A 24520-nucleotide genomic window follows, 5' to 3' on the forward strand; every position below is an offset into this window, starting at 1 on the left:
CGCCAGTATATCGATATGTTGTTAAATAAACGAACTACCCGCTCGGGACACTAGGCAGTGAACTGCCACCCAGCCCGTTCAGATCGAGTTGAAGGCCGCCTTGCGCGCGCGTTGCCAGCAGCGCAGCCGCTGAGCCAGCTCGTCTAAGCTGGTCAGACCCACGCGTTGTGCGCGATTCATCAGGATCAGAGCGATTTCCGCGGTGGCCATGGCATCGGCGGAGGCGTTGTGCCGCTGAGGGATATGGATGTTGAAGTAGTCGAGCCAGTGATCCAGCCCGCCGCGATGGATCATCGCCTCGGGAAACAGCATGGGCGCCAGGTCGGCCACATCGAGGAAGGTGTGTTCCAGCGAGTAGCCCAGTTCGTTCTTCAACGCGCGACCTAGCATGCGCTGATCAAAGGGCGCGTGAAAGGCGAGGATGACGCTGCCCGCGGCGAACTCCATGAAACTGAGCAGCGCTTCGGACGGTGGCAAGCCGTTGGCCAGCTCGCTCGGGGCGATCCCGTGGATCAGTACGCTTTCAGTGACCTTGACCTGACGGCAGAGGGTGCATTCGAACTGCTGGGAATAGTCGATGGCGCCGTCTTCGATGACCACTGCGCCGATGGCGATGACCAGGTCGCGCTTGAGGTGCAGCCCGGTGGTTTCCAGATCCAGCACCACCAGACGCTGCTGCCGCAACGGGACCGCCTGTGGCGGCAGCGGGCGCGCCAGCTCGGCAACACGTTGCTGCTGCTCGGGAGGCAGCTTCGGACCGCGGGGGTTGAACCAGAACATACTCATAGTTGATAGCGCACCGCGAGACTGGCCTGTAACCGCTGGGCCTGGCGAAAGGACTCGCGCAGGATTCGGCGGTCCAGCACGTTGAGAGTATCCGGATCCAGGCGGTTGGAATAGGGCAGTCCATCGCGTGCCTGCTGTTGATGGTGCTGCATACGAGTCTGCTGGATGAAGTGGTAGGCCTCTTCATAGGCCGCGCCATCCTTCGCTTCGATGACGCCTTTCTCCACCAGCTTGCGCAGCCGCTCGAGGGTGTTGCAGGTGCCGATGTCGTTGCTCAGTGCAAGCAGGCGGGCGCCATCGACGAAGGGTGTCAGGCCCTGCACCTTGAGGTCGAGCGTGTCTTTGCCTTCGCCCTTGCGCGCCACGACGAAATCACGGAAGCGGCCCACCGGCGGGCGATGACGCAAGGCGTTTTCGGCCATCATGCGCTGGAACAGGCGGTTGTCGTTGATTTCCTCGAGCAGGTCGCGGCGCAGCTGTTCGCAGCCTTCCGAAGGCCCCCAGATGCTGCGCAGATCGAAATAGATGGTGCTGCCGAGCAGATTTTCCGGCGTTGCCTCGCGCACGAAGGAGCTGAAGCGGCGGCTCCATTCCTGGCGCGACAGGCACAGCTGCGGGTTGCTGGCCATGATGTTGCCTTTGCACAGCGTGAAACCGCAGGTGTCTAGGTCACGGTTGATGCGTTCGGCGAGCGGCAGCAGTCGTCCGCGGATATGCGCGGCCTCCGCGGCGTCGGCGGCCTCGAAGAGGATGCCGTTGTCCTGGTCGGTGTACAGGGTCTGCTCCTGGCGGCCTTCGCTGCCGAAACACAGCCAGGTGAAGGGCACGCCCGGATCGCCAATGTGCTGGATGGCCAGCTCGATCACCCGGCATACGGTGTGATCATTGAGCAGCGTGACGATATGGGTGATCTGGGTCGACGAGGCGCCGTGGGCGAGCATGTTGTCGACCAGTTGCTTGATGCGATCGCGGATGACCACCAGCGCATCGACGCGATCGGCGTGACGGATGGTCTGCGCCAGGTGCACCAGATCCACGCGCTGCAGGGAAAACAGGTCGCGCTCGGAAATTACGCCACGCAGCAGGCCATTCTCCACTACGCAAACATGGGCGATGTGCCGTTCGGTCATGGCGATAGCCGCGTCGAAGGCTGTGGCGTCCGGCGGCAGGTAGAACGGATCGTGCGTCATGAACTGGGAGATCGGCTGGCTCAGGTCGGTGGTGCCGGTACCGATTACCCGTCGCAGATCGCGCAGTGTGAAGATGCCTTGCGGGTGCAAAGCTTCATCGACGATGACGATGCTGCCGACATTGCTCTCCTGCATCATCGCGACCGCCTCGTTGATCGGCTTGGACGGTAGGCAGGACACCGGGTGGTGAAGCGCCAGCTCGCCGATGCTTGTTTCGAGCGAGTACTGCTCGCCGAGGTTTTCCACCGCGCGCATCTGCGCCTGCTGGTTGACCAGATCGAGCAGGCTGCTGACGCCGCGCATGGCGAAATCACGGAACACCGGAGACTTGGACACCAGTTGGACGAAGGCGGGCTTGCCGAGCAGGAAGCAGAAGGTGTCTTCGGCGGCCAGATGCGCGGTGCGGGTCGCTCGTTCGCCCATGAGCGCGGCCATCGGGAAGCATTCGCCCACGATGACCTCGAAGGTGGTGTCGGTGCCGCGCTTGGCAGTATGCGGGCGCTGACCATGCACGCGGCCCTGCTTGACGATATAAAACTGCTGCACCACCCCGTCTTCGGGGGAAATGATGCAATCGCCTTCGGCATAGAAGCGCAGCGCACAGTTCTCCACCAGGTAGGCCAGGTGGGCCGGCTCCATCTGGTTGAACGGAGCGTACTTGCGCAGAAACTCCATGGTGCCGTGGATGTTCTGCAGTACAGCCGTCTTCCCAGCGTCGGGTGTGCTCATGGTTGGCTTCCATTTTTTGGTAATGGTGGGCTGCAGGTCAGTCGGACCCAATTGGACGTAAGTCTAGTCAGCTCAAGGGGCGGGGGAGCTGATCAGGGTCAGCCTCATGTTTCGCGCTGTTGCGGTGAAACGCGGGCATGAAAAAGCCGGCCACCGGTGCCGGCTCCTTTGCTTCGTCATTGAGCTCAGGGCAGGGTGAACAGGACCTTGACCGAGTCATTGACGGCCGCACTGTCGACGTAGCCGATGGCATCGGCTTCAGCCGCGACCCTGGCCACTACGGCGGCGTCATCGGCGACGCTCGGCAGCGGCTGGCCCTTGCCGGTGAAGATCAGGCCCGACCAATAGGACTTGAGCTGCGACTCGTTCTTGCTGGTCACGCCGGCGTAGAAGGCTTCCTTGGCCGGGTTCCAGCCCGCCTGGTCGACGCCCTTCAATGACTTGTCCTTGCCCAGGAAGATGTTGGCGACTTCGGACTGTGACGGTGCCTTGGCTGCGCCGGGATTGACGATCACGGCGACCTCGGCCTGAGCCAGCGAAGCCAGGCCGAACAGCGCGGCAGCGCCGAGAATGCGAATGGATGCTTTCATCGGGACGCTCCTCAGAATACGAAATCGACGCCGACGGAAACGATGTCACCGTCGTAGTTGCGGGCCGGGGCAATCCCGACGGCGTTGTCGAAGACCTCTTGAGCGCTACGGGTGAACACGCCGTCATAGCCGTTCTTGGTATCGACGCGCTTGTACTCGCCCTTCACCACCACGGTCGGTGCGGCCTGGTAGTTCAGGCCAGGGTCCAGGAGCTCTGACGGCCACCGTTGTCGTCCAGCTGTGCGTAGGTGACATGCGGCAGGAAATCGCCGAAACGACGGCCGCCCATCAGGTAGAAGGAGTCGATCGCTTCCATGTCATCGTTCTCGATCATGCGCGAGGTCCACTCGTTGCTGCTGACCCAGGTGCCGTTGTCGTACTGGTAGCCGATCGAAGTGAACTTGCCTTTTTCCTTGTCCAGATCCAGCAGGCTGAGGGTTCGCATCGTGCCGCCGCCAACATCCACCGTGCCGCTGATATCGGTGGTGATATCCGCCTCGACATAACCGATGCGCAGCATGCCGAAATCGTTGGTGGCCAGGCTGACGCTGGCGCCGAACAGGTTGCCGTAGTCGATATCGAACTGCTCGTCGTAGGCGTAGTAGTCGCGGTTCTTTGCCTGACCGCCGGCGACCTGGAAGGTCACCGAGCCGTACGACAGCGGCACGGTGTAGACCGCATCGACGCCTTCGTAGTTGGTCACCTGGACCTGGCTGTAGACCTCGTCGGGCAGGCGCAGCCAGGGGTAGCTGTAGCCGACGTCGAGGCTTTCGGAATACATGTAGACCGGGCTGCGCAGGCGGCCGGCGCGGAGCATCAGCTGGTCGTTGGCCTGCAGCGACAGGTAGGCCCATTCCAGGTTGGCTTTCCACTCGTCCTGTTGCGCCTTGGCCGTGGCCTGGACAGTCACGCCCAGGGTGTCGGTGATGCCGTAGCTCAGCTGCGCGCCGAACTTGGACAGCTGATCGCCGCGCCAAGAGTCGTTGGTCTGGCCCTGGATGCCGTAGCTGCGACCATCATCTTCGCCGCTGAGGTGGGTGAAACCGACGGTACCGAAACCGTTGAAGCGATGTTCACCCTGTTCCAGGGCGAAGGCAGGGGTGACGGCCAGGCAGACAGCTGCCAGACCGGCGACACGAAGTGCAGTCATTGGATGCTCCAGAAAATCGTTAAACACGGAATTGGCCCGTAGCCGCGCGCAGGTGGTCTCCGGTACTCACCAGTTGCTCGCCAAGGCGGGCGGTGGCTTCGGCGCCGTTTGCGGTTGCTTGTGCGTCCTGCTGCAACACTTGAGTTTCTTGTCTGATGGAACTCGACAGGCCGATCTGCTCCTGGGTGAACTGGGCGATGCCGGCGTTGAGTTCGTCGATCTGGTTGACCGTGCCGGCGATGGCTTCCAGCAGCTGAGTGGCCTCGATGGAGCGCTCGATGCTGGCGCGGGACTTCTCGCCATTGCTGGTCATCACGTTGAGCACGGTGTTGGCGCTGTTCTGCAGGCGCTGGATGATCTGCTGGATCTCGGCGGTGGACGCCGCGGTCTTCTGCGCCAGATTGCGCACCTCGTCTGCGACGACCGCAAAGCCGCGGCCCTGCTCGCCGGCGCGGGCGGCTTCGATGGCGGCGTTGAGTGCCAGCAGGTTGGTCTGTTCGGCGATGCTGCGGATGACGGTCAGCACCGAGCCGACTTCCTGGGTTTCTTCCTCCAGTTGTTCCATGGCCTTGACCGCGCCCATCACGCTGTCGCCCAGGTCACTGATGCCGGTCGACAGGCTGCCGACATGCTCGCGCGCAGTGGCCGCCTGCCGCGCCGCAGAATTGGCTTCGTCGGATGCCTGCTGCGAGCGCTGCGCGACTTCCTGAATGCTGCCGGTCATGGTGAGGATGTCGCGGGTTATCGAATCAGTGTGGTGCTGCTGCGACTTGGCGTTCTCTTCCGAACCCTGGGTGAGTTTGTACAGCTCCTTGGAGACCTGACCCAGCGGGTTGGCGGCCTCGATGATCTGGCGGATGGTGCGCTGCAGCTTGTCGAGGAAGCTGTTGAACAGCTCGATCATCGCGCCGATCTCATCGTTGGACTCGACGTTGACGCGCTGGGTCAGATCGCCGTCGCCGCGGACGATCGACTGCAGCGAGGTGATCACGCCGCGGATATTGACCATCACGCTGCGGATCACCAACCAGGCGCCGAGGCTGACCAGCACCACCAGTACCAGACTGAGAATGATGCCCAGGCGGGTGGTCGCCGCGTTGGCTTCGCGGGTCTGCACCAGGGTCTGCTGGAAATCGTCGTAGGCCTGGGCGCGGAAGTCGCTGCCGAGCTTCTGCGCCTGCGCCAGATCACTGGCCATACGATCCAGGCTGGGTCGCAGGTCGTCGAACGAGGCGCTGCCGTCGATCAACTTGGTCGACGCGGCGAGTGCATTGTCGGCGTAGTCGCGCACCGCCTTGCGCCAGTCGCTCAATGCCTGATGCTGCTGACGCTGCTCGCTCAACAGCGACGCCAGGGCCTGCTGCTGGCTGTCGATCTGCTGCAGGACCTCGCGCGCTTCGTCGAGAATGCCCGGCTCGCCCGCCGCCACTGCGTTGTTCAGCAACGCCGGCACGCGGGAGAACTGGAAGATCACCGCGTCGGCTTTTTCCAGGGTCGGATAGCTGCGGGTCTCCAGCAGAACCAGCCGTGAGTCGGTTGCCGAGAGCTGTAACGAGGTGTAGACCACATACAGCACGAGTCCGACCAGGGCGACGGCGGGTACTAGGGAAAGCTTGGCGGTCAGCGAGAGGTTCTTCAGCATGCATCGAACTCCAGTGCAGGGGCTACGGGTACTACGAAGAGCACGTTGATGGCCAAATGCCAGTTTCTGGGGCAATTGTGACCGAAAACCGCATTCGGGTCACGTTATCGGTTGTAACAGAGTTAACTTGAGGGCCGCCGGGCGGATTGCGGGCATAAAAAAACCGCCCCGAAGGGCGGTTCCTGTGCAGCTCGGACGCGGGTTACAGGCCGTTTTTGGCCTTGAACTCGCGGCGACGGCGGTGCAGTACCGGCTCGGTGTAGCCGTTGGGCTGCTTGGTGCCTTCGAGGACCAGCTCCAGGGCAGCCTGGAAGGCCACGCTGTTGTCGAAGTCCGGCGCCATTGGGCGGTACAGCGGGTCGCCCTGGTTCTGACGGTCAACCACCGGCGCCATGCGCTTGAGGCTTGCGAGCACCTGATCCTTGGTAACGACGCCATGACGCATCCAGTTGGCTACGTGCTGGCTGGAGATACGCAGGGTGGCGCGGTCTTCCATCAGCGCGATGTCGTTGATGTCCGGTACCTTGGAGCAACCGACGCCCTGTTCGACCCAGCGGACCATGTAGCCGAGGATGCCCTGCGAGTTGTTGTCCAGCTCGTTCTGCTTCTCTTCCTCGCTCCAGTTGGTGTCTTGCGCCAGCGGGATGGTGAGGATGTCGTCGATGGACGCCTTCTCGCGCTTGGCCAGCTCCACCTGACGCGCCTGCACGTCGATCTTGTGGTAGTGCATGGCGTGCAGGGTGGCAGCGGTTGGCGACGGTACCCAGGCGGTGTTGGCGCCGGCCATGGGGTGGCCGACCTTCTGCTCGAGCATCGCAGCCATCAGGTCAGGCATGGCCCACATGCCCTTGCCGATCTGCGCCTTGCCCTGCAGGCCGCAGGCCAGACCCACGTCTACGTTGTTGTTCTCGTAGGCGCTGATCCACTTCTCGGCCTTCATGGCTGCCTTGCGCACCATCGGGCCGGCTTCCATGGAGGTGTGGATTTCGTCACCGGTGCGGTCGAGGAAGCCGGTGTTGATGAACACCACGCGCTCGCGCGCTTCCTTGATGCAGGCCTTGAGGTTGATCGTGGTACGACGCTCCTCGTCCATGATGCCGACCTTCAGGGTGTTGCGCGGCAGACCGAGGACGTCCTCGACGCGGCCGAACAGCTCGGTGGCGAAAGCCACTTCTTCCGGGCCGTGCATCTTCGGCTTGACGATGTACATCGAGCCGGTGCGGGTGTTCTTGCGGCTGGTGTTGCCGTTGAGGTTGTGCACCGCGATCAGGCTGGTGAACAGACCGTCCATGATGCCTTCCGGCACCTCGTTGCCTTCCTTGTCGAGGATGGCGTCGTTGGTCATCAGGTGACCGACGTTACGGATGAACAGCAGGGAGCGGCCATGCAGGGTCAGCTCGCCGTTGCCGTCGGCCTTGGTGTAGACGCGGTCCGGGTTCATCGCGCGAGTGATGCGCTTGCCGCCCTTTTCCAGCTCCTCGACCAGGTCGCCTTTCATCAGGCCGAGCCAGTTGCGGTAGACGATGGTCTTGTCGTCGGCGTCGACGGCGGCGATGGAGTCTTCGCAGTCCATGATGGTGGTCAGCGCCGATTCCATCAGGATGTCTTTCACGCCGGCCGCGTCGGTCTGGCCGATCGGGCTGGCCGGGTCGATCTGGATCTCGAAGTGAATGCCGTTGTTCTTCAGCAGCACGGCGATCGGTGCGCTGGCTTCGCCCTGGAAGCCCTGCAGCTGGGCCGGGTTCTTCAGGCCGGTGGTGCTGCCGTCCTTGAGCGAAACGACCAGCTTGCCGCCTTCGATGCGGTAGCCGGTGGAGTCGACGTGCGAGCCGCTTTCCAGCGGTGCGGCTTCATTGAGGAAGTTGCGCGCGTAGGCGATGACCTTGTTGCCGCGGATCTCGTTGTAGCCCGGGCCCTTGCTGGCGCCGTCTTCTTCGGAGATCGCGTCGGTGCCGTACAGGGCGTCGTACAGCGAGCCCCAGCGGGCGTTGGCGGCGTTCAGGGCGAAGCGCGCGTTCATGATCGGCACCACCAGCTGCGGGCCGGCCATGCGGGCGATTTCTTCGTCGACGTTCTCGGTGGTGGCCTGGAAGTCTTCGGCTTCCGGCAGCAGGTAGCCGATTTCCTGCAGGAAGCTCTTGTACGCCACGGCGTCGTGGGCCTGACCGGCGCGAGCCTGGTGCCAGGCATCGATCTGCGCCTGCAGCTCGTCGCGCTTGGCCAGCAGCGCGCGGTTCTTCGGCGCCAGGTCGTGGATGACGCTGTCGGCGCCAGCCCAGAAGGCGGCGGCATCGACGCCGGTACCGGGAATCGCTTCGTTGTTCACGAAGTCGTACAGGACTTTGGCGACCTGCAGGCCACCGACTTGAACGCGCTCAGTCATTACTCGCCTCACTTGGTTCTTCTAATTCGACGGACAGTTTCGTTTCTTGTAGTCCGAGTCGCCGGATACTACATGAAGCGCCGGGGAAAATCAGTCCGCCGAAAGAGCCGGTCTTTCGCCCTGGCAGCCCTGTGTGGCGATGACGCGGGGCTGTCGTCGAGACGAGTGCCTTGCTATACCTAATGGGCCTTCGCTACCGCGTTGGCGCTTTCCCAGCACAGGAGCCGTCCATGGATCACCTCGTTCTTACTGTTATCGCCGAAGATCAGCCCGGTTTGGTCAAACGACTGGCAAAGTGCATCGCCGATCACGGCGGCAACTGGCTGGAGAGCCGGATGTCGCGCATGGCCGGACAGTTCGCCGGCATCCTGCGCGTGGCCGTGCCGCAGCAGGCGCATGCCGAGCTGACCGCCGCGTTGCAGGGGCTTGAGGCGCAGGGCATTCGCGTCCTGCTGGCGCACAGCGGCACGGAGCCAGCGGCGAGCTGGCAGGAAATTCAGCTGGAGCTGGTCGGCAACGACCGCCCGGGCATTGTCCGCGACATTACCCATCTGCTGGCCACACACGGCGTCAACCTGGAAAGCCTGGATACCGAGGTGCTGCCGGCGCCGATGAGCAGCGAGCTGCTGTTCCGTGCCGAAGTGCGTCTGGCCGTGCCGAGCGAGCTGTCGCTGGAGGTCCTGCAACAGCGTCTGGAAGCCCTGGCCGATGACCTGATGGTCGAACTCAAGCTGCAGCCGACAGAGAAATCCTAGTCGTTCGCCGGCATTTTCAGCCGGCGCTTTTGCGCATGATGCGCCAGGCGTCCAGGCTGTACACCGCAAGCCCGGCCCAGATGCAGAAGAAGGCCAATTGACGATCGACCGGGAACGGCTCGTCGAACAACTGCACGGCGAGGATCAGCAGCAGCGTCGGCGTCAGGTACTGCAAAAAGCCCAGCGTCGAATACGGCAGGTGGCGCGCGGCGGCGTTGAAGCCGAGCAGCGGGATCAGCGTCACCGGGCCTGCGGCCATTAGCCAGAGCGCGTCGCTGCTGGTCCAGAACGCAGGTTCCGTACTCGTGCCGCTGCTGAACCAGAACAGCCAGACCAGCGCTACCGGCAACAATATCCAGGTTTCCACCACCAGCCCGGGCAACGCGGCCACCGGTGCCAGCTTGCGTAGCAGACCGTAGCTGCCGAAGCTCAGCGCCAGCACGATGGAAATCCACGGGAATTCGCCGAGCATCAGCAGCTGCAGGCTGACGCCGACGGTGGCCATCGCCACCGCCAGCCACTGCAGCGGGCGCAGCCGCTCGCGCAGCACAATCATGCCGAGCAGCACGTTGACCAGCGGATTGATGTAGTAGCCCAGGCTGGCTTCGACCATCCGGTCGTGGTTCACCGCCCAGACGTAGATCAGCCAGTTGGCGGCGATCAGCACACTGGAGATGCCGAGCACGCCAAGCCGTCGCGGATGTGCCAGCAGTTCGCGCCACCAGCCGGGGTGGCGCCAGACCAGCAGCACCAGCGAACCGAACACCGCCGACCAGATCACCCGCTGGGTAACGATCTCCAGCGCGCCGTACTGTTCGAGTGCCTTGAAGTAGAGCGGGAACATGCCCCAGATGCTGAACGTGGCCAGCCCCAGCAGATAACCCTTGCGCAGATTGGCGGTAGCCATGACGTCCTTCGACGAGCAGCGGAGAGCCGGCCATTTTGCGCCTTTGTCCGGAGGAGAGAAAGATTAGGCGGCTAACGTAAAGCCACGGCGCGACCAGCTGCGCCGATCCGACGGATGAGGGAACGCGCGAAGGCTCGCTCCGTCTCATCTGCATCGCCAATCGAAACGGCGTCGCGTTCAGGCGACGTGCGTACGGAGGTCGCAATGCGCTTGCAGAATCAGGTGGCTCTGGTCACCGGCAGTACTCACGGCATCGGCCTCGGCATCGCCGTGCGCCTGGCCGAGGAGGGGGCCGACGTGGTCATCAACGGTCGCGAGGAAGATGACGAGGCCCGTGCGAGCCTCGAGCAAGTACGCGCCGTGGGGCGGCGGGTCTGCTTCATCGCCGCGGACGTCAGCCAGGTCGAGCAATGCCAGCGGCTGGTGCGCGAGAGCATCGAGCGCATGGGCCGACTGGATATCCTGGTGAACAACGCCGGGGTACAGACCCACGCCGCATTTCTCGACGCCGAGGAGGGCGACTACGACCGGGTACTCGACGTCAACCTGCGCGGGCCGTTCTTCCTCGCCCAGGCCTTCGCCCGCTATTTGCGCGAGCAGGGCCGTGGCGGGCGGATCATCAACAACAGTTCGGTGCACGAGGAATTGCCGCACCCCAACTTCACCGCCTACTGTGCGAGCAAGGGCGGGCTGAAAATGCTCATGCGCAACATCGCCATCGAACTCGCGCCGCTGGGCATCACGGTGAACAACGTGGCGCCGGGCGCAGTGGAAACGCCGATCAATCGCGAGCTGATGAACCAGCCGGAGAAGCTCGCCAGCCTGCTGCAGAACATCCCCGTCGGACGCCTGGGCAGGCCACGCGATGTGGCCGGAGTCGTCGCCTTTCTGGCTTCTCCGGATGCCGACTACATCACCGGGACTACCCTGGTGGTCGATGGCGGTCTGTTATGGAATTACAGCGAACAATGACCAGTAGCCAGTCGTACCAGCCGTTCAGTCATGACGTCAGCGCCATCTCGCTGGCCGATACCCTAAGCCCCGCCGATCGCTATCAGGAGCTGTTCGTCGCGGTGCAGATGCAGCGCATCTTTCCCGACAGCAAGACCTTCGTCGACTGCGCGCCGCGGCGCCATTCCGAAGTCATCCTCGAGGCTTACCGCGCCCGCTGCAATGAGCCCGGCTTCGATCTCGGCGCCTTCGTCCACGAGTACTTCAGCCTTTACGAGATGCCGGTCAGGGAATTCGTCGCCAACCCCGACGACAGCCTGGCCGAACACATCGACCGGCTCTGGCCGGTGCTCACCCGGCAGCCGCAGGACCATCCGGAGCATTCCTCGCTGCTGCCACTGCCGCACCCGTATGTGGTGCCAGGCGGGCGCTTCACCGAGCTGTATTACTGGGATTCCTACTTCACCATGCTCGGCCTGGACGAGAGCGGGCACTGCGATCTGCTGCGTTCGATGGCGGACAACTTCGCCTACCTGATCGACACCTACGGCCATGTGCCCAATGGCAACCGAACCTACTACCTCGGCCGCTCGCAGCCGCCGGTGTTCGCCCTGATGACCGAGCTGTTCGAGGAAAATGGCGTGTACCGGGCCAGCGATTACCTGCCGCAGCTGCACAAGGAATATGCCTTCTGGATGGAGGGTGCCGATGCGTTGCGCCCCGGTGAGCGGCACCGGCGCTGCGTCTGCCTGGCCGACGGCGTGGTGCTCAACCGTTACTGGGACGAGCGCGATACGCCGCGCGAGGAGTCCTATCGCGAAGACGTCGAGACCGCCCGCGCCAGTTGCCGGCCGCGGCACGAGGTTTATCGTGACCTGCGCGCCGGTGCCGAATCGGGCTGGGACTTCAGCTCACGCTGGCTGGACGATGCGCACCGGCTGGCGACCATCCGCACCACCAGCATCCTGCCCATCGACCTCAATGCGTTGCTCTACAAGCTCGAGCGGCAGATCGCCGAGCTGTCGGCGGTGAAGGGCCAGCAGGCCTGTGCCGAGAGTTTTGCCCGGCGCGCCGAAATTCGCCTGGCAGCGATCGACCACTACCTGTGGAATCCACGCGCCGGCGCCTACTTCGACTATGACTGGCGGCGCGGCCGGCAACGCGACAACCTCACCGCCGCGACCCTGGCGCCGCTGTTCGTGCGCATGGCCAGTGCCGAGCAGGCGGCAGCGGTCGCGGCAACCGTGCGCGCCCGCCTGCTGGCTCCGGGTGGGCTGGCCACTACCGAGATCAGTGGCAGCGGCGAGCAGTGGGATCGCCCCAATGGCTGGGCGCCGCTGCAGTGGATCGCCATTCGCGGCCTGCAGCACTACGGCCATGACGCGCTGGCGCTGGACATCGAGGAGCGCTGGCTGACCATTGTCAGCCACCTGTTCGAGCGCGAGAACAAGCTGGTGGAGAAATACGTGCTGCGGCCCTGTACCGAGCACGCCAAAGGCGGCGAATATCCCCTGCAGGACGGCTTCGGCTGGACCAACGGCGTCACGCGCAAGCTCATGCAGCAGGACCCCAGCCATCAGGCCAACCGCTGCCGGGCCGGCCACTGTCGCCCGCCGGCCTAGGACATCTGGCGCGATGGTTGCGCGCAATCTCCCTACAAATGCAATGGATCAATAGTTATCGTACAACTGCTGGGCTATGATGACGGTTGCTTCCGCTTCTCAGAGATCGCCGTCCATGGATAACCAGAGCGCCCAGCCACGCGCCCGTCGCAAACATCGCAGCCTCGCCCAGGAGCTGGTCGCCGAACTGTCGCAGCAGATCCGCGACGGCATGTTGAAGCGCGGCGACAAGCTGCCGACCGAGTCCGCCATCATGCAGACGCAGGGTGTGAGTCGCACGGTGGTGCGCGAGGCGATCTCGCGCCTGCAGGCCTCGGGGCTGGTGGAAACGCGGCACGGCATCGGCACCTTCGTGCTGGATACGCCGAGCACCACCGGGCTGCGCATCGACCCAGCGACCATCGGCACCCTGCGCGACCTGCTGGCGATTCTGGAATTGCGCATCAGCCTGGAAGTGGAATCGGCCGGGCTGGCTGCGCAGCGTCGCTCGCCCGAGCAACTGGCCGCGATGCGCGCCTTTCTCGATCAGCTCAACCAGAGCGCGGCGCACTCCAGCGATGCGGTGTCATCGGATTTCCAGTTCCATCTGCAGATCGCCGAAGCCACCGGCAACCGCTACTTCACCGACATCATGAGTCATCTGGGCACCACGCTGATCCCGCGCAGCCGGGTCAATTCCGCACGGCTGGCCCATGACGATCAGCAGCATTACCAGGCGCGCCTGGGCCGCGAGCACGAGCAGATCTACGAGGCCATCGAGCGCCAGGACCCGGAATCCGCGCGGGCGGCCATGCGGCTGCACCTGACCAACAGCCGCGAGCGGCTGCGCCAGGCCCACGAAAGCGCCGAAGCGGAAGTGCTGCAGAACTGATCGCCGCCCCGGCGCAGCTGGCGCCGGGTACGTCGACAGCCCTAGCGGCGGTACGCCAGCAGGACGATACCGCCGACCACGATCAGGCCGCCGACCACCTGCATGGCCCCGAGTACCTGCCCGAGGATCAGCCAGCCCAGCACCATGTCGGCCACCGGCTCCATGTTCATCACCGGCGCATTGCGCGCGATGTTCAGCCGCGGCATGCAGATGAACAGCGTCGAGAACGCCGCGCCGTAGAGCAACACCAGGCAGGCGAGGGCGATCCAGCCGGCGGTTGCATTGGGCAGGCCGAGCCCACCCGGAATCAGGTCGCTGGCGCCGAGCAGGGCGGAGGCGGTGAATACCACGATCAGCGTCAGCATGCTGCGCACCGAGCCGGCCATGCTCGACAGCTTGTGCTCGGTGACCCACAGCGCCACCGCGAAGACGGCGGCAGCGGTCAGGCTGAACAGGATTCCCGCGGTCCATTGTTCATCCGCTGTCGCGCTGCTGAGCAGGCGTCCCGGAACATCCAGCACCAGCACCAGGCCGAACAGGATCAGGCCCATGATCGCCAGCGCCACGCGGGTCGGCCGCGGCCCGCCCAGCGCCCAGGTGAGCAGCGCCAGGAGGATCGGCGACAGGTTCACTACCAGCAGCGCCAGCGCCACCGGAATGCGCGCCACCGCCGAATAGATGCAGAAGCTCTGCACCGCGATCAGCAGACCCAGGAGGATCTGCCAGCGCCAGGTGGCCGGGCTCAGGCGCAGCGATTCGCGACGCCAGAACACCAGCGCGGCCAGCGCCAGCAGGGTCACCCCGGCGCGGCAGAGCATGGCCAGCAGCAGGCCGGTGCCGTGATCGAAGGCGATCCGCGCGGCGATGTGGTTGGCCGCGAACGAACAGGCCAGGGTGGCCAGGACCAGTACAGCGATGTGGCGTGGAAATGGCGTGGCGGTTTGCATGGGATAAACCAGTCCTCTGAGACCCTGTACGGAATACGTTGCGTTCGGTTACCGGGGTATCCCGGTAAGCGGCGGCCAGTGCATGCCTGGTCCGCGAATTCGTCGGTCGGCAAAGTAAAACGCCGCCCGGGTGGGCGGCGTCCTCGTTCCCCGTCTCTGTGCAGTCAGAGCACTACGCTCGGCAGCCACAGCGAAATCATCGGGATATAGGTCACCGCCATCAGCACGGCGAACAGCGCGGCATAGAACGGCAGCAGCGCCTTCACGGTGTTCTCGATGGTGACCTTGCCGATGGCGGCACCGACGAAGAGTACCGCACCGACCGGCGGGGTAATCAGGCCGATCCCCAGGTTGACCAGCATGATCATGCCGAAGTGCACCGGGTCGACGCCGAACGACGTCACCACCGGCAGCAGGATCGGCGTGAGGATCAGGATCAGCGGCGCCATGTCCATCAGCGTGCCCAGCACCAGCAGCATCAGGTTGACGCACATGAGGATCACGTAGCGGTTGTCCGACAGGGTCAGGAACGCGGTGGTGATCTTCGACGGGATCTGCATCAACGTCATGATGTAGCCGAAGCTGGCGGCGAAGGCGATCAGGATCATCACGATGGAAAGCGTGCGCACCGTGCGGTGCAGCATCTTCGGCAGCTCGCGCCACTTGTAGTCGCGGTAGATGAACATGGTGACGAAGAAGGCCCAGACCACCGCCACCGCGGCGGACTCGGTGGCGGTGAACACGCCGGAGAGAATGCCGCCGAGGATGATCACCATGGTCATCAGGCCCCACAGCGCCTCGACGCAGATCTTCAGCGCCTGGCGCAGCGGCACCACTTCGCCCTTGGGGTAGTTGCGCTTGCGGGCGAACAGCAGGCAGAGCGCGGCCATGGCGGTGCTGAGCAGCAGGCCCGGGCCGATGCCGGCGACGAACAGCGCGGAGATCGACACGGTGCCGCCGGCCGCCAGCGAGTAGATCACCGAGTTGTGGCTGGGGGGGGTCAAGAGTGCCTGCACCGAACCGGAGATGGTCACCGCGGTGGAGAACTCCCGCGGGTAGCCCTTCTTTTCCATTTCCGGGATCAGCACCGAGCCGACCGAGGCCGTGTCCGCCAGGGACGAGCCGGAGATGGCGCCGAAAAAGGTCGAGGCGGTGATATTGACCAGTGACAGGCCGCCGCGGACGAAGCCGACCAGCACCCCGGCGAAGGCGACCAGGCGGCGGGCCATGCCGCCTTCGGCCATGATCGCGCCGGCCAGGACGAAGAACGGAATGGCCAGCAGGGAGAATTTGTTCACGCCGCCGGCGATCTGGATCATCACGGCGTGCAGTGGAATATCGATCCACCAGGCACCGACCAGAGTGGCCAGGCCGAGGGAGTAGGCTACCGGAACGCGTAGCAGGATAAGGACGATGAAGCTGCCCAACAGGACGACGGCATCCATTACACGGACTCCTTGGACTCTTCGCGGGCTTCGTAGTCGACGACACGGCGCTTGCTCTGGTCGCCGTACAGCAGTTGCTCGATGACGAACAGCAGGGTGATGAAGCCGCCCAGTGGAATCGGCGCATAGCTGAAACCGACGCGCATCCAGGGCAGGGTGCTCAGGTACTGGTTCCAGGTGGCAACGCACAGCTTGTAGCCCCAGATCAGCATGAACAGGCTGATGGCCGCCATGGCCAGGCGCACGAACAGGATGATGAAGGGCTGGGCCAGCGGCGGCAGGCGATCGCTGAGCACCTGCACGGCCATGTGCGCGCCGGCGCGGTAGCTGGCGGCGGCGCCAACGAAGGTGAACAGCACCATCAGCAGAATGGCGATCGGCTCGGGCCAGCCGAGGCCCTGGCCCAGTGCGTAACGGCTGAACACGCCCCAGGGGATGATCGTCGCCATGATCACGATCGCCGTGGCCGCGGCGATGACGCAGGAGCGATAGATGGCGTCATTGACGCCCAGAACCAGGTTTTTCATGAGAGTCCACCGGTTGCAGCGCGACGGCACGGGCCGCCGCGATGCGCTTGCACGAGGATTACTGAACGGCTTCGATGCGCTTGATCAGTTCGGCGTAGGGCGCGCCGTACTTCTCGCGGATCGGCGCGGTGGCGTCGAAGAAGGGTTTCTTGTCGATTTCTATGAACTCGACCCCGGCTTCCTTGAGCTTGGCTTCGCTGGCGGCGGACTTTTCGTCCCACAACTTGCGCTCTTCGAACTGCGCTTCCTTGGCAAACTTCTTCACCAGGTCCTGCTGCTCGGCACTGAGCTTGTTCCAGGTGGTCTTGGATATCACGATCGGCTCGGGCAGGATCAGGTGGCCGGTCAGGCTGTAGTACTTGGCGTTGCGGAAGTGGTTGTGCTCAAGCATGGTCGGCGGGTTGTTCTCGGCACCGTCGATCACGCCGCTCTGCAATGCGCTGAAGATCTCGCCGGTGTCCATGGCGATACCGCTGGCGCCCAGGGCGTTGAAGGTTTCGATGAACATCGGGTTGCCGATCACGCGGATCTTCATGCCCTTGAGGTCTTCCAGACTGCGTACCGGCTCCTTGGTGTAGAGGTTGCGCACGCCGCCATCCATCCAGGCCAGGCCGACCATGTTGAATTCGGAGTTGGTGATCTTGTTGAGGATCTCCTGGCCGATGTCGCCATCGATGACCTTGCGCATGTGTTCATGGTCGCGGAACACGAACGGCATGTTGAACACGTTGACGTCCGGGACCACCGGTCCGAGGGTGCCGAGGCTTACGCGGGTCATCTGTACCGCGCCGAGCTGCACCTGCTCGACCACTTCCTTTTCCGAGCCGAGAACACCGCCGGCGAACATGCGGTAATCCAGTTCGCCCTTGGTGGCTTCGGCGATCTTCTTGCCCATGTTCTCCTGCGCGACCACCGTGGGGTAGCCGGCCGGGTGGATCTCGGCAATCTTCAGCGTCATGGCATGTGCCAGCCCGCTGACGCAGAAGGCGAAGGGTAGGGCGGTAACGAGCAACTTGCGTTTGAGGTTCATGACACTCTCCATCTTGTTTTTGTTGGTGTGCAGCGTTGCGAGAAGCGAGGTTGGGCACGCAGCGGCCCTTCCCTGGTGAGTCAGTTGAAAGCGGGTTCCTCCAGTCCGGTGACGCCTGGGTTCAGGGCGAAGACGCCACCGGCCAGCGGCTGGTCGCTCAGATTGCCGCCGGGGCGGATCGAGGTGACGAACAGAGTGTCCAAACGCGAGCCGCCGAACGCGCACATGGTCGGTTTCTTCACCGGTACCGCGAGCGAGCGGTCCAGGCGGCCATCCGGGGTGAAACGGTGGATCAGCCCGGCGTCGTTGCCGCAGATCCAGTAGCAGCCGTCGGCATCCACCGCGGCGCCGTCGGGCCGGCCGGGGTGATCGAGCATGTCGACGAACAGGCGCCGGCCAGTCGGCGTGCCGCTGTCCGTGTCGTAATCGAAGGCCCAGATCTTCTGCACGCTGGGGTGCGAATCGGACAGGTACATGGTTCGTCCGTCAGGGCTGAAGGCCAGGCCGTTGGGCACGATGAAACCGTCGAGCTGCGGCCGCAGTGGTGCATCGTTGGCATCGTCATCCAGCCGGTAGAGCGCGCCGACTGGATGCCCGGCGGCCATGTCCAGCGCCATGCTGCCGGCCCAGAAACGGCCCTGGCGATCACAGCGGCCATCGTTCATGCGCATATCGGCCAACTGGTGCTCGATGGCCGCCAGCGCGTGGCTGTCGAGTCGGCCGTCCGGGCGCGTCTGCAGGGCGAAGAAGCCGGTCTCCATGCCGGCCACCCAGCCATCGCCGTGGCGCGCGATGCAGGCCAGCATCTGCTCGCCCTGCCAGCGGGAAACCTGGCCGTCGGCAGCGTTCCAGCGCAGCAGTTCGCGATTGGGGATGTCGACCCAATACAGCGCCTGTTCGGCGGCGACCCAGACCGGGCTTTCGCCGGTGGCGCAGCGCAGGTCGGCGATGAGTTCAGCTTCACTGGCCATTGCGTTTCTCTTTGTTGTTGTAGGCGGGCGAAGGGGGTCGATCAGTCGAAGGGGCCAGCCGCGACGAAGGCGCCGCCCTGGTAGACGCCAGCCGGGTCGTCAGCGCTGTACGGCGGTTGCTGCTCGACCTTGTCGCGGAACGCTTCGGAGCTGTCCTGCGCTTGGAAGCCCAGGTGCTCGGCCAGATGGTTGTCCCACCACACGTCGCGGTTGGCGGACATGCCGTAGACCACGGTATGGCCGACCGCTGGCGTGAACAGCGCGCAGCGCATCAGCTCGGTGAGGTCGCGGAAACTGAGCCAGGTGCTCATCATCCGGCGGTTGGCAGGCTCGGGAAACGAGGAGCCGATGCGGATGCTGACGGTCTCGATGCCGTAGCGATCGTGGTAGAAATTCGCCATGTCCTCGCCGTAGGACTTGGACAGGCCGTAGTAGCCATCCGGGCGGCGTGGTGCGTGGGCATCCAGGGTTTCGGTCTGCGGGTAGAAGCCGATCACGTGGTTGGAACTGGCGAAGACCACACGCTTGATGCCGTGCAGGCGGGCTGCTTCGTAGATGTGGAAGGTGCCGCGGATATTGGCGTCGAGGATTTCTTCGAACGGTCGCTCTACGGAGACGCCGCCGAAATGGGCGATGGCATCGACGCCTTCGCACAGGGCATGCACGGCCGCCTTGTCGGCGAGGTCGCAGGGCACGACTTCCTCGTGTTCACCGGCTGCCGGAGCCATCGGCGCGATATCGGACAGTCGGATGATGCGGGCGTAGGGCTGCAGCTTTTCGCGTAAGACCTTGCCAAGGCCGCCTGCCGCTCCGGTGAGCAGAAGACGGCCAAGCGTGGGATTGGGAGTGGTAGTCATCGGGGTGCCTGTCATTATTGTTCTTGAAGTCATCTGTTGTCATATGACATGTGCCAAATATCAGCATCTAGTCACATGAATGTCAACACGCTTAAAGTCGTATTTGATGACATATGTTGCTTCTCAGTGTCACTTCCGTTGTGTTGTCCAAGCTAAAGCGCCGCGACAGAGGGCTCCAGAGTAGCGGCGCCCAAGATTGATAAAAGCGGGACGCTGCCAGCAATATTTTCGATAGTTGTATGATGACCGTTCGAAAACAGAGAGCGTAACGAGGTCGTGCGCGGCCAGCACAATGCCGACGCGCTGCTGGTGCACACGGTAATGACTGCTATGGAGGCTGCCAAACTCGGTGTCCTGAGCGGCCGCGATCGGCCGCTGCGGCTCAGAATTGCCTGACCAACGCTGCGGCGAGGATGCCGGCGGCAATCGCCGGCAGCGGCTTCTTCAGCACCAGCATGGTCACTGCCGTGGCTAGCAGCGCCAATCGCGCGCCAGCATCACCCTGCAAGGCCATCGGCGCGACGATCGCCACCAGCACCGAGCCGGACATGGCGGTGATGAACTGGCGGACGCGGTCGCTGATGGGCACGAAGGCCATGACGAACACGCCGCCCCAGCGCGTCGCCAGGGTCACCAGTGCCATGACCAGCACCACGGTCAGCGCGCCTGCGCCCGTCGCATCAAGATTCACGCGCTTTCTCCTTCCACAGCAGCCCGGTCGCGCCACCGGCGAGGGCACCCACCACCACGTGGCTGTTCTCCGGCAGGTAACGGAAGGCGAGCAGCGAGGCGCCGGCGGCAACGCTCCAGATCACTAGCATGCGCAGGTTCTTTTCGCCGCCCACCACCATGGCCAGCAGAAAGCAGCCCATCACCATGTCCAGCCCCAGGCGCTTCGGGTCGCTGACTGCACTGCCGAAATGGATGCCCAGCCAACTGCCGACCACCCAGAACGACCAGAGCGCCAGGCCGCCACCGAGCAGCAGGCCGAAACCCGGGCGGTTGCGGTTGAAGGCCTGCATGGCCATCGCCCAGTTGGCGTCCGAGGCGATCAGCATCACCCCGTAGCGCCTGCCCGGCGGCAGCTGGCGCAACCAGGGATAGAGTGTGGCGCCCATCAGCAGGTGGCGGGCGTTGATGGCAAACACCGTGATCATCAGGGTGAGCAGCGGCACCTGCGTGCCCCACAGCTCCAGCGCGGCGAACTGCGAGGCGCCGGCGAACACCAGCGCGCTCATCGTCAGGATCACCGAATCGTCCAGCCCGGTCTGCACCGCGGCGAGGCCGAAGGCGGCGCCGAACAGGGTGACGAAGATGGAAATCGGCGCGAGCTGGCGAAAACCGGCCCAGACCATGCGCCGGTCGAAATGATGCAGCTCGCTTTCTGCGTCAGTCATGCACGAATCCTCCAGATGGCAGCGCTGGATCGAGTCATTCAACGTCCAGCCCGCCAGATTAGGGGGTGTTGCCGCGACGGAACAGCGCAGTTGGCGTCGGATCGGGCGGTACAGATTCGCGCGAGCAGTCGATCGCGCGGCAATGAAGGCTTCGGCCTATTGACGCTGCGCCTCGCTAGTCATCACCGATGCTATGGGTGGCTATGTCCGATTCTGATTTTGCAGTGTGATGGGTTGCCGACGGCTAGAAGCTGCCGGTCGCAGCAGAAGGCTTATCTGGCTGGAATGGTGCCGAACTGGACAGATCTACCGCCCGGAATCCGAGAATGATCTGCCGTGCCGGGTTTGTTCGCCGTAATAAGATATCTATTTATGACAGCTTACCGTATTTAAGATGCTATGAAATGACTTCTTAATATAGTTACAAGATTGCTTAGTGTGCGATTACTAGTATCTTATCCTTTATAGGATGTCGCTTGGTGTAACCTTATGAAAGGCTTTTTCCCTGTTCAAAGTACCTCTCTGCTTTACCGTATAGGCCTTCTGGTGAAGGAGGCGCGTCTGCGCATGGGGCTGCGCCAGGCTGACCTTGCAGAGCGGGCTGGGATTTCTCTCCGAGCTGTTCGTCACATTGAGGGGGGCAAGGCTGAAGGTGTTTCGCTGCGCGACTTTATGCTCGCGTTGTTCACCGTTGGGATTTCTGACCGGGTTTTCCAGGCGCTGATCGATGACCCAGCGCTTGATCTCGACGCTTTGGAAACCAATGCGACCAAGCGCGTCAGGCTGCCGCGCAGCAACGCGGAGGACTTCTGATGTCGCGCGCTTACATCTACATGGAGTGTCCGGAAACGGGTGAGACTGTGACGCTGGGCAGGCTGACCCTTGCTGGTCGCACGGGAACCTTCGTCTATGCGCCGGAGATCGTGGAAGCCAAGCATTGGGTGCCTGATCCGATACGGTATCCGCTCTCCACTCGACCCATTCAGGTACATAAGAATGGCGGCGTTCCCGGCTTCATTGATGATGCGATGCCAGATGGCTGGGGAGAACGCCTGTTGCGCCGCACCCGAAAGGGAGAGCTCACTCCGCTCCAGCTCCTGCTGTTATCTCCTAACGAAGATCGCGCCGGAAACATCATGGCTGGCGAAGATCGCACCCCGAGGCCGGGTATAGGCGAAAGGCCTGTGAAAATGCTTGAAGCCCAAGGGCTCGATCATTTCATAGATATTTGCGCTGCGATCTATGACAGCCAGCTGAGCGCTGAGCAGCTGGAGGCATTAAGAATACGGGACCAGCGCTCAGCTGTTGGTGGTGCCAGGCCCAAGCGCACGTACCGCTTTGATCACAAGCTGATTCTTGCCAAGCCACGCGACAAATTTGATCACTACGATCTGCCGAAATTCGAGTATGCCTGCATGACTTTTGCGGCTACCAAGGGGATGAATGTTGCCCGGACGGCACTCCATCAAAGTGAAAAAGGCAACACGTTGCTAGTGGAGCGATTCGACCGAGAATGGTCAGCGAATGATGCAAGGTTTCGCCGCATTCCGATGATGAGTGGCTTAACTCTTCTCGATGCCGAATGGCATGTGCAGCGCAGCAACGGATGGATCTACGCGGCGCTCGCCGATGAGCTGTACCGCAGAGGCGCGCCAGATTCTGATAGGCAGGCGCTCTACAGGCGAATGGCCTACAACGCTCTGGTCGGCAACAGTGACGATCATCCTCGCAACCACGCAGTGATCTGGCAGGAAGGAGCTTGGCGCCTCTCGCCCATGTATGACGTTCTTCCCGTCCTGGGAGAGGGGCATGCCCAGAGGCTGGCGATGGAAGTTGGTATCAACGGTACTCTCCTAAGTCGAGCTAACCTGCTTAGCCAGCATGAGCATTTTGCACTGACGAAAGATGAGGCGGCCGGCATACTGGACGAGGTCGCTTCTTGGGAGTCGGAGCTGATGGAGCACTATGCAGAGCATTTGGCTGGGGCTGAGCTGGATGCGGCGGTGGACGCAACAAGCAGCGGGAGGCTGCTGGCTTAGGGGCGGGCTGCGAAGGCTTTTTCTGCACTCTTGGGCCTTGCTTTAGCGTCGAGCAGCGCATTTGTCACAGGCCTGAATAGCCCCGGCTCTGGTCAACCATTTGAACGTCAACTCGTGGCCGATTCTGTTGAAAAAGTAGCGACCTCCCCATGCCGTTGGCAAAATTGCTTTGTCAGCGGGCGTGGAGGCGAACAGCATGATGGGACAGTTACCGGGAGGACAGCAGCGCCTGTTCTACTCGTTCAATCTCGAAGATCACGTCCCGGCCCAACATCTCCTGCGCAGCATCGACCAGTGCCTGGATCTCAGTGATCTGCGCGCCTATCTGGCGGATTTCTATAGCCCCATCGGGCGTCCCTCGATTGACCCGGAATTGATGGTGCGCATGCTGGTCGTCGGCTACTGCTATGGCATTCGTTCCGAGCGGCGATTGTGCGAAGAGGTGCACCTGAACCTGGCCTATCGCTGGTTCTGCCGGCTGGGTCTGGAAGACGAAGTACCTAATCACTCGACCTTCTCGAAGAATCGCCATGGCCGTTTCCGTGACAGCGATCTGTTCCGCTGGTTGTTCAATGAAGTGCTGCGGCGCTGCATGGCAGCCGGCCTAGTCAAGGGCGAAGGTTTCGCCGTCGACGCCAGCATCATCAAGGCGGATGCCAGCCGGCAACGTGGGGTGGTGGGAGATGAAGTCGATTGGAGCGATCCAAAGCTCAGCAGCCGCGCCGTGCGCGAGTACCTCGAAGCACTTGATGAAGATGCGTTGGCTGAGGCTCTTCCTAAGAAGATTTCGCTCACCGATCCTCAGTCCCGTTGGACAGCAGCACCAGGCGGCCCGGCCTTCTTTGCCTACTCCACAAATTACCTGATCGACACTGAGCACGGTGTGATCATGGATGTGGAAGCGACCCCGGCGCACCGTACCACCGAAGTCGACTCGACCAGGACGATGGTCGAGCGTGTCGAAGCGCAGTTCGACCTCACACCGGAACGCCTCATCGGCGACACCGCCTATGGCACTGCCCCGATGCTGGCCTGGATGGTCGAAGAGAAGGACATCGAGCCGCATGTGCCGGTGTGGGACAAGACTGAGCGCAAGGACGACAGTCTCTCCAGTAACGACTTCCACTGGAATCAGGAAGCCAATGAATATCGCTGCCCAACCGGCAAACCGCTACGCAGTGAATGGCGCGCCTTCACCCAGAAAAGATCGCGGGTAACCAAGGCCAACACCATCATCTACCGCTCCAGCCAAACCGACTGCGTCACCTGTCCGTTGAAAGCGAAATGCTGCCCCAACACACCGAATCGGAAGATCGTTCGCAGCATCCATGAGGCTGCCCGCGATGTGGCTCGACGCATCGCCAAGACACCGGAATACCTCGTCTCACGTTGCGAACGGAAGAAGGTGGAGATGCTTTTCGCCCATCTTAAACGGATCATGAAACTCGACCGTTTACGACTGCGTGGCCTGACAGGCGCCACTGACGAATTCACCATGGCTGCGATGGTGCAGAACCTGCGCCGCATGGCCAAGCTTTTGCCTCAAGGGCCACCGCTCACGGGATAGGTACGCCTGTGGCGAGCAGAAACCCTCGAATTAACCCTCAAACCTGAGCAAGGACGCTCAGTGAAACGCCGAAAGGTAACTTGAAGTGGCTTGCAGCCACTTCGACAGCAGGTACATCCGACCGCCTTGCTGCCGCTAAACCTACTTTTTCAACAGAATCGGCC

General features: G+C 62.9%; 21 protein-coding genes and 1 pseudogene. 7 read left to right on the plus strand and 15 right to left on the minus strand.

The features are described 5' to 3' along the window. Window positions 1-78: 78 nt before the first annotated feature. The 6 genes and pseudogenes from RT582_RS20780 to RT582_RS20805 form a co-directional block, all read right to left on the minus strand. Window positions 79-786: a 3'-5' exonuclease gene (locus tag RT582_RS20780; protein ID WP_041015637.1), complete on the minus strand. Its 708-nt coding sequence runs from the start codon at window positions 784-786 to the stop codon at window positions 79-81. After that, window positions 783-2705 (minus strand): putative nucleotidyltransferase substrate binding domain-containing protein, encoded by a 1923-nt coding sequence (locus RT582_RS20785; protein WP_046617557.1) that lies wholly within the window; start codon window positions 2703-2705, stop codon window positions 783-785. Before RT582_RS20785 ends, RT582_RS20780 begins: the two co-directional genes overlap by 4 nt. A gap of 185 nt (window positions 2706-2890) precedes the next feature. Beyond that, window positions 2891-3295, minus strand: coding sequence for a hypothetical protein (locus RT582_RS20790; RefSeq protein WP_014818801.1), 405 nt, complete (start codon window positions 3293-3295; stop codon window positions 2891-2893). Between the two features lie 11 nt (window positions 3296-3306). Then, a pseudogene (locus tag RT582_RS20795) lies at window positions 3307-4445 on the minus strand (hypothetical protein). A gap of 19 nt (window positions 4446-4464) precedes the next feature. Further along, complete coding sequence (locus RT582_RS20800) at window positions 4465-6087, minus strand: methyl-accepting chemotaxis protein (protein WP_313479744.1); 1623 nt, start codon at window positions 6085-6087, stop codon at window positions 4465-4467. A 202-nt stretch (window positions 6088-6289) separates the two neighbouring features. Next, the gene (locus RT582_RS20805; protein WP_101275302.1) at window positions 6290-8470 is read right to left on the minus strand and encodes a malate synthase G; all 2181 of its coding nucleotides are present in this window, start codon (window positions 8468-8470) and stop codon (window positions 6290-6292) included. A gap of 230 nt (window positions 8471-8700) precedes the next feature. On the opposite strand from RT582_RS20805, the gene RT582_RS20810 reads away from it, so the two are divergent. Further along, entirely contained in the window at window positions 8701-9225 is a 525-nt protein-coding gene (locus RT582_RS20810; RefSeq protein WP_313479749.1) for a glycine cleavage system protein R, read from the plus strand. 16 nt (window positions 9226-9241) lie between these two features. Here RT582_RS20810 and rarD read toward each other — a convergent pair whose 3' ends face one another. Further along, on the minus strand, window positions 9242-10132 hold the full coding sequence (rarD, locus tag RT582_RS20815; RefSeq protein ID WP_313479753.1) for an EamA family transporter RarD: 891 nt from the start codon (window positions 10130-10132) through the stop codon (window positions 9242-9244). 204 nt (window positions 10133-10336) lie between these two features. Between rarD and RT582_RS20820 the strand changes: the two genes are divergently transcribed. From RT582_RS20820 to RT582_RS20830, 3 genes are all read left to right on the plus strand, one after another. Further along, on the plus strand, window positions 10337-11104 hold the full coding sequence (locus RT582_RS20820) for an SDR family NAD(P)-dependent oxidoreductase (RefSeq protein WP_313479756.1): 768 nt from the start codon (window positions 10337-10339) through the stop codon (window positions 11102-11104). Next, window positions 11101-12705: an alpha,alpha-trehalase TreF gene (gene treF, locus RT582_RS20825; protein WP_312169875.1), complete on the plus strand. Its 1605-nt coding sequence runs from the start codon at window positions 11101-11103 to the stop codon at window positions 12703-12705. Before RT582_RS20820 ends, treF begins: the two co-directional genes overlap by 4 nt. A gap of 115 nt (window positions 12706-12820) precedes the next feature. Beyond that, the gene (locus RT582_RS20830; protein WP_014818809.1) at window positions 12821-13576 is read left to right on the plus strand and encodes a FadR/GntR family transcriptional regulator; all 756 of its coding nucleotides are present in this window, start codon (window positions 12821-12823) and stop codon (window positions 13574-13576) included. Between the two features lie 41 nt (window positions 13577-13617). Here the strand turns inward: RT582_RS20830 and RT582_RS20835 are convergent, their stop codons facing one another. The 8 genes from RT582_RS20835 to RT582_RS20870 form a co-directional block, all read right to left on the minus strand. Next, window positions 13618-14523, minus strand: coding sequence for an EamA family transporter (locus RT582_RS20835; protein WP_313479760.1), 906 nt, complete (start codon window positions 14521-14523; stop codon window positions 13618-13620). 164 nt (window positions 14524-14687) lie between these two features. After that, window positions 14688-15968: a TRAP transporter large permease gene (locus RT582_RS20840; RefSeq protein WP_041015649.1), complete on the minus strand. Its 1281-nt coding sequence runs from the start codon at window positions 15966-15968 to the stop codon at window positions 14688-14690. Beyond that, window positions 15968-16495 carry a TRAP transporter small permease gene (locus RT582_RS20845; RefSeq protein WP_313479763.1) on the minus strand — a complete coding sequence of 176 codons (528 nt, stop codon included), beginning with the start codon at window positions 16493-16495 and terminating at the stop codon, window positions 15968-15970. Before RT582_RS20845 ends, RT582_RS20840 begins: the two co-directional genes overlap by 1 nt. Window positions 16496-16553: 58 nt before the next feature. Continuing rightward, window positions 16554-17525, minus strand: coding sequence for a TRAP transporter substrate-binding protein (locus RT582_RS20850; protein WP_312143389.1), 972 nt, complete (start codon window positions 17523-17525; stop codon window positions 16554-16556). Between the two features lie 80 nt (window positions 17526-17605). After that, window positions 17606-18496: an SMP-30/gluconolactonase/LRE family protein gene (locus RT582_RS20855; RefSeq protein WP_313479767.1), complete on the minus strand. Its 891-nt coding sequence runs from the start codon at window positions 18494-18496 to the stop codon at window positions 17606-17608. Between the two features lie 41 nt (window positions 18497-18537). After that, window positions 18538-19353 carry an NAD-dependent epimerase/dehydratase family protein gene (locus RT582_RS20860; protein WP_313479770.1) on the minus strand — a complete coding sequence of 272 codons (816 nt, stop codon included), beginning with the start codon at window positions 19351-19353 and terminating at the stop codon, window positions 18538-18540. A 382-nt stretch (window positions 19354-19735) separates the two neighbouring features. Continuing rightward, a complete protein-coding gene (locus tag RT582_RS20865; RefSeq protein WP_014818816.1) occupies window positions 19736-20044 on the minus strand; it encodes an AzlD family protein in 309 nt (102 codons plus the stop codon). Then, window positions 20034-20750: an AzlC family ABC transporter permease gene (locus RT582_RS20870; RefSeq protein ID WP_228208056.1), complete on the minus strand. Its 717-nt coding sequence runs from the start codon at window positions 20748-20750 to the stop codon at window positions 20034-20036. The genes RT582_RS20865 and RT582_RS20870 overlap by 11 nt, the downstream gene beginning before the upstream one ends. Window positions 20751-21239: 489 nt before the next feature. Here RT582_RS20870 and RT582_RS20875 point away from each other — a divergent pair, with 489 nt between their 5' ends. The 3 genes from RT582_RS20875 (at window position 21240) to RT582_RS20885 (ending at window position 24356) form a co-directional block, all read left to right on the plus strand. Beyond that, window positions 21240-21563 carry a helix-turn-helix domain-containing protein gene (locus RT582_RS20875; protein ID WP_031297634.1) on the plus strand — a complete coding sequence of 108 codons (324 nt, stop codon included), beginning with the start codon at window positions 21240-21242 and terminating at the stop codon, window positions 21561-21563. Next, window positions 21563-22789, plus strand: coding sequence for a type II toxin-antitoxin system HipA family toxin (locus RT582_RS20880; protein ID WP_313479776.1), 1227 nt, complete (start codon window positions 21563-21565; stop codon window positions 22787-22789). The genes RT582_RS20875 and RT582_RS20880 overlap by 1 nt, the downstream gene beginning before the upstream one ends. A 196-nt stretch (window positions 22790-22985) precedes the next feature. Beyond that, window positions 22986-24356, plus strand: coding sequence for an IS1182 family transposase (locus tag RT582_RS20885; RefSeq protein WP_014818820.1), 1371 nt, complete (start codon window positions 22986-22988; stop codon window positions 24354-24356). Window positions 24357-24520: the final 164 nt, after the last annotated feature.

It is taken from the genome of Stutzerimonas kunmingensis (assembly GCF_032106285.1).
Classification (GTDB): Bacteria; Pseudomonadota; Gammaproteobacteria; order Pseudomonadales; family Pseudomonadaceae; genus Stutzerimonas; species Stutzerimonas kunmingensis_B.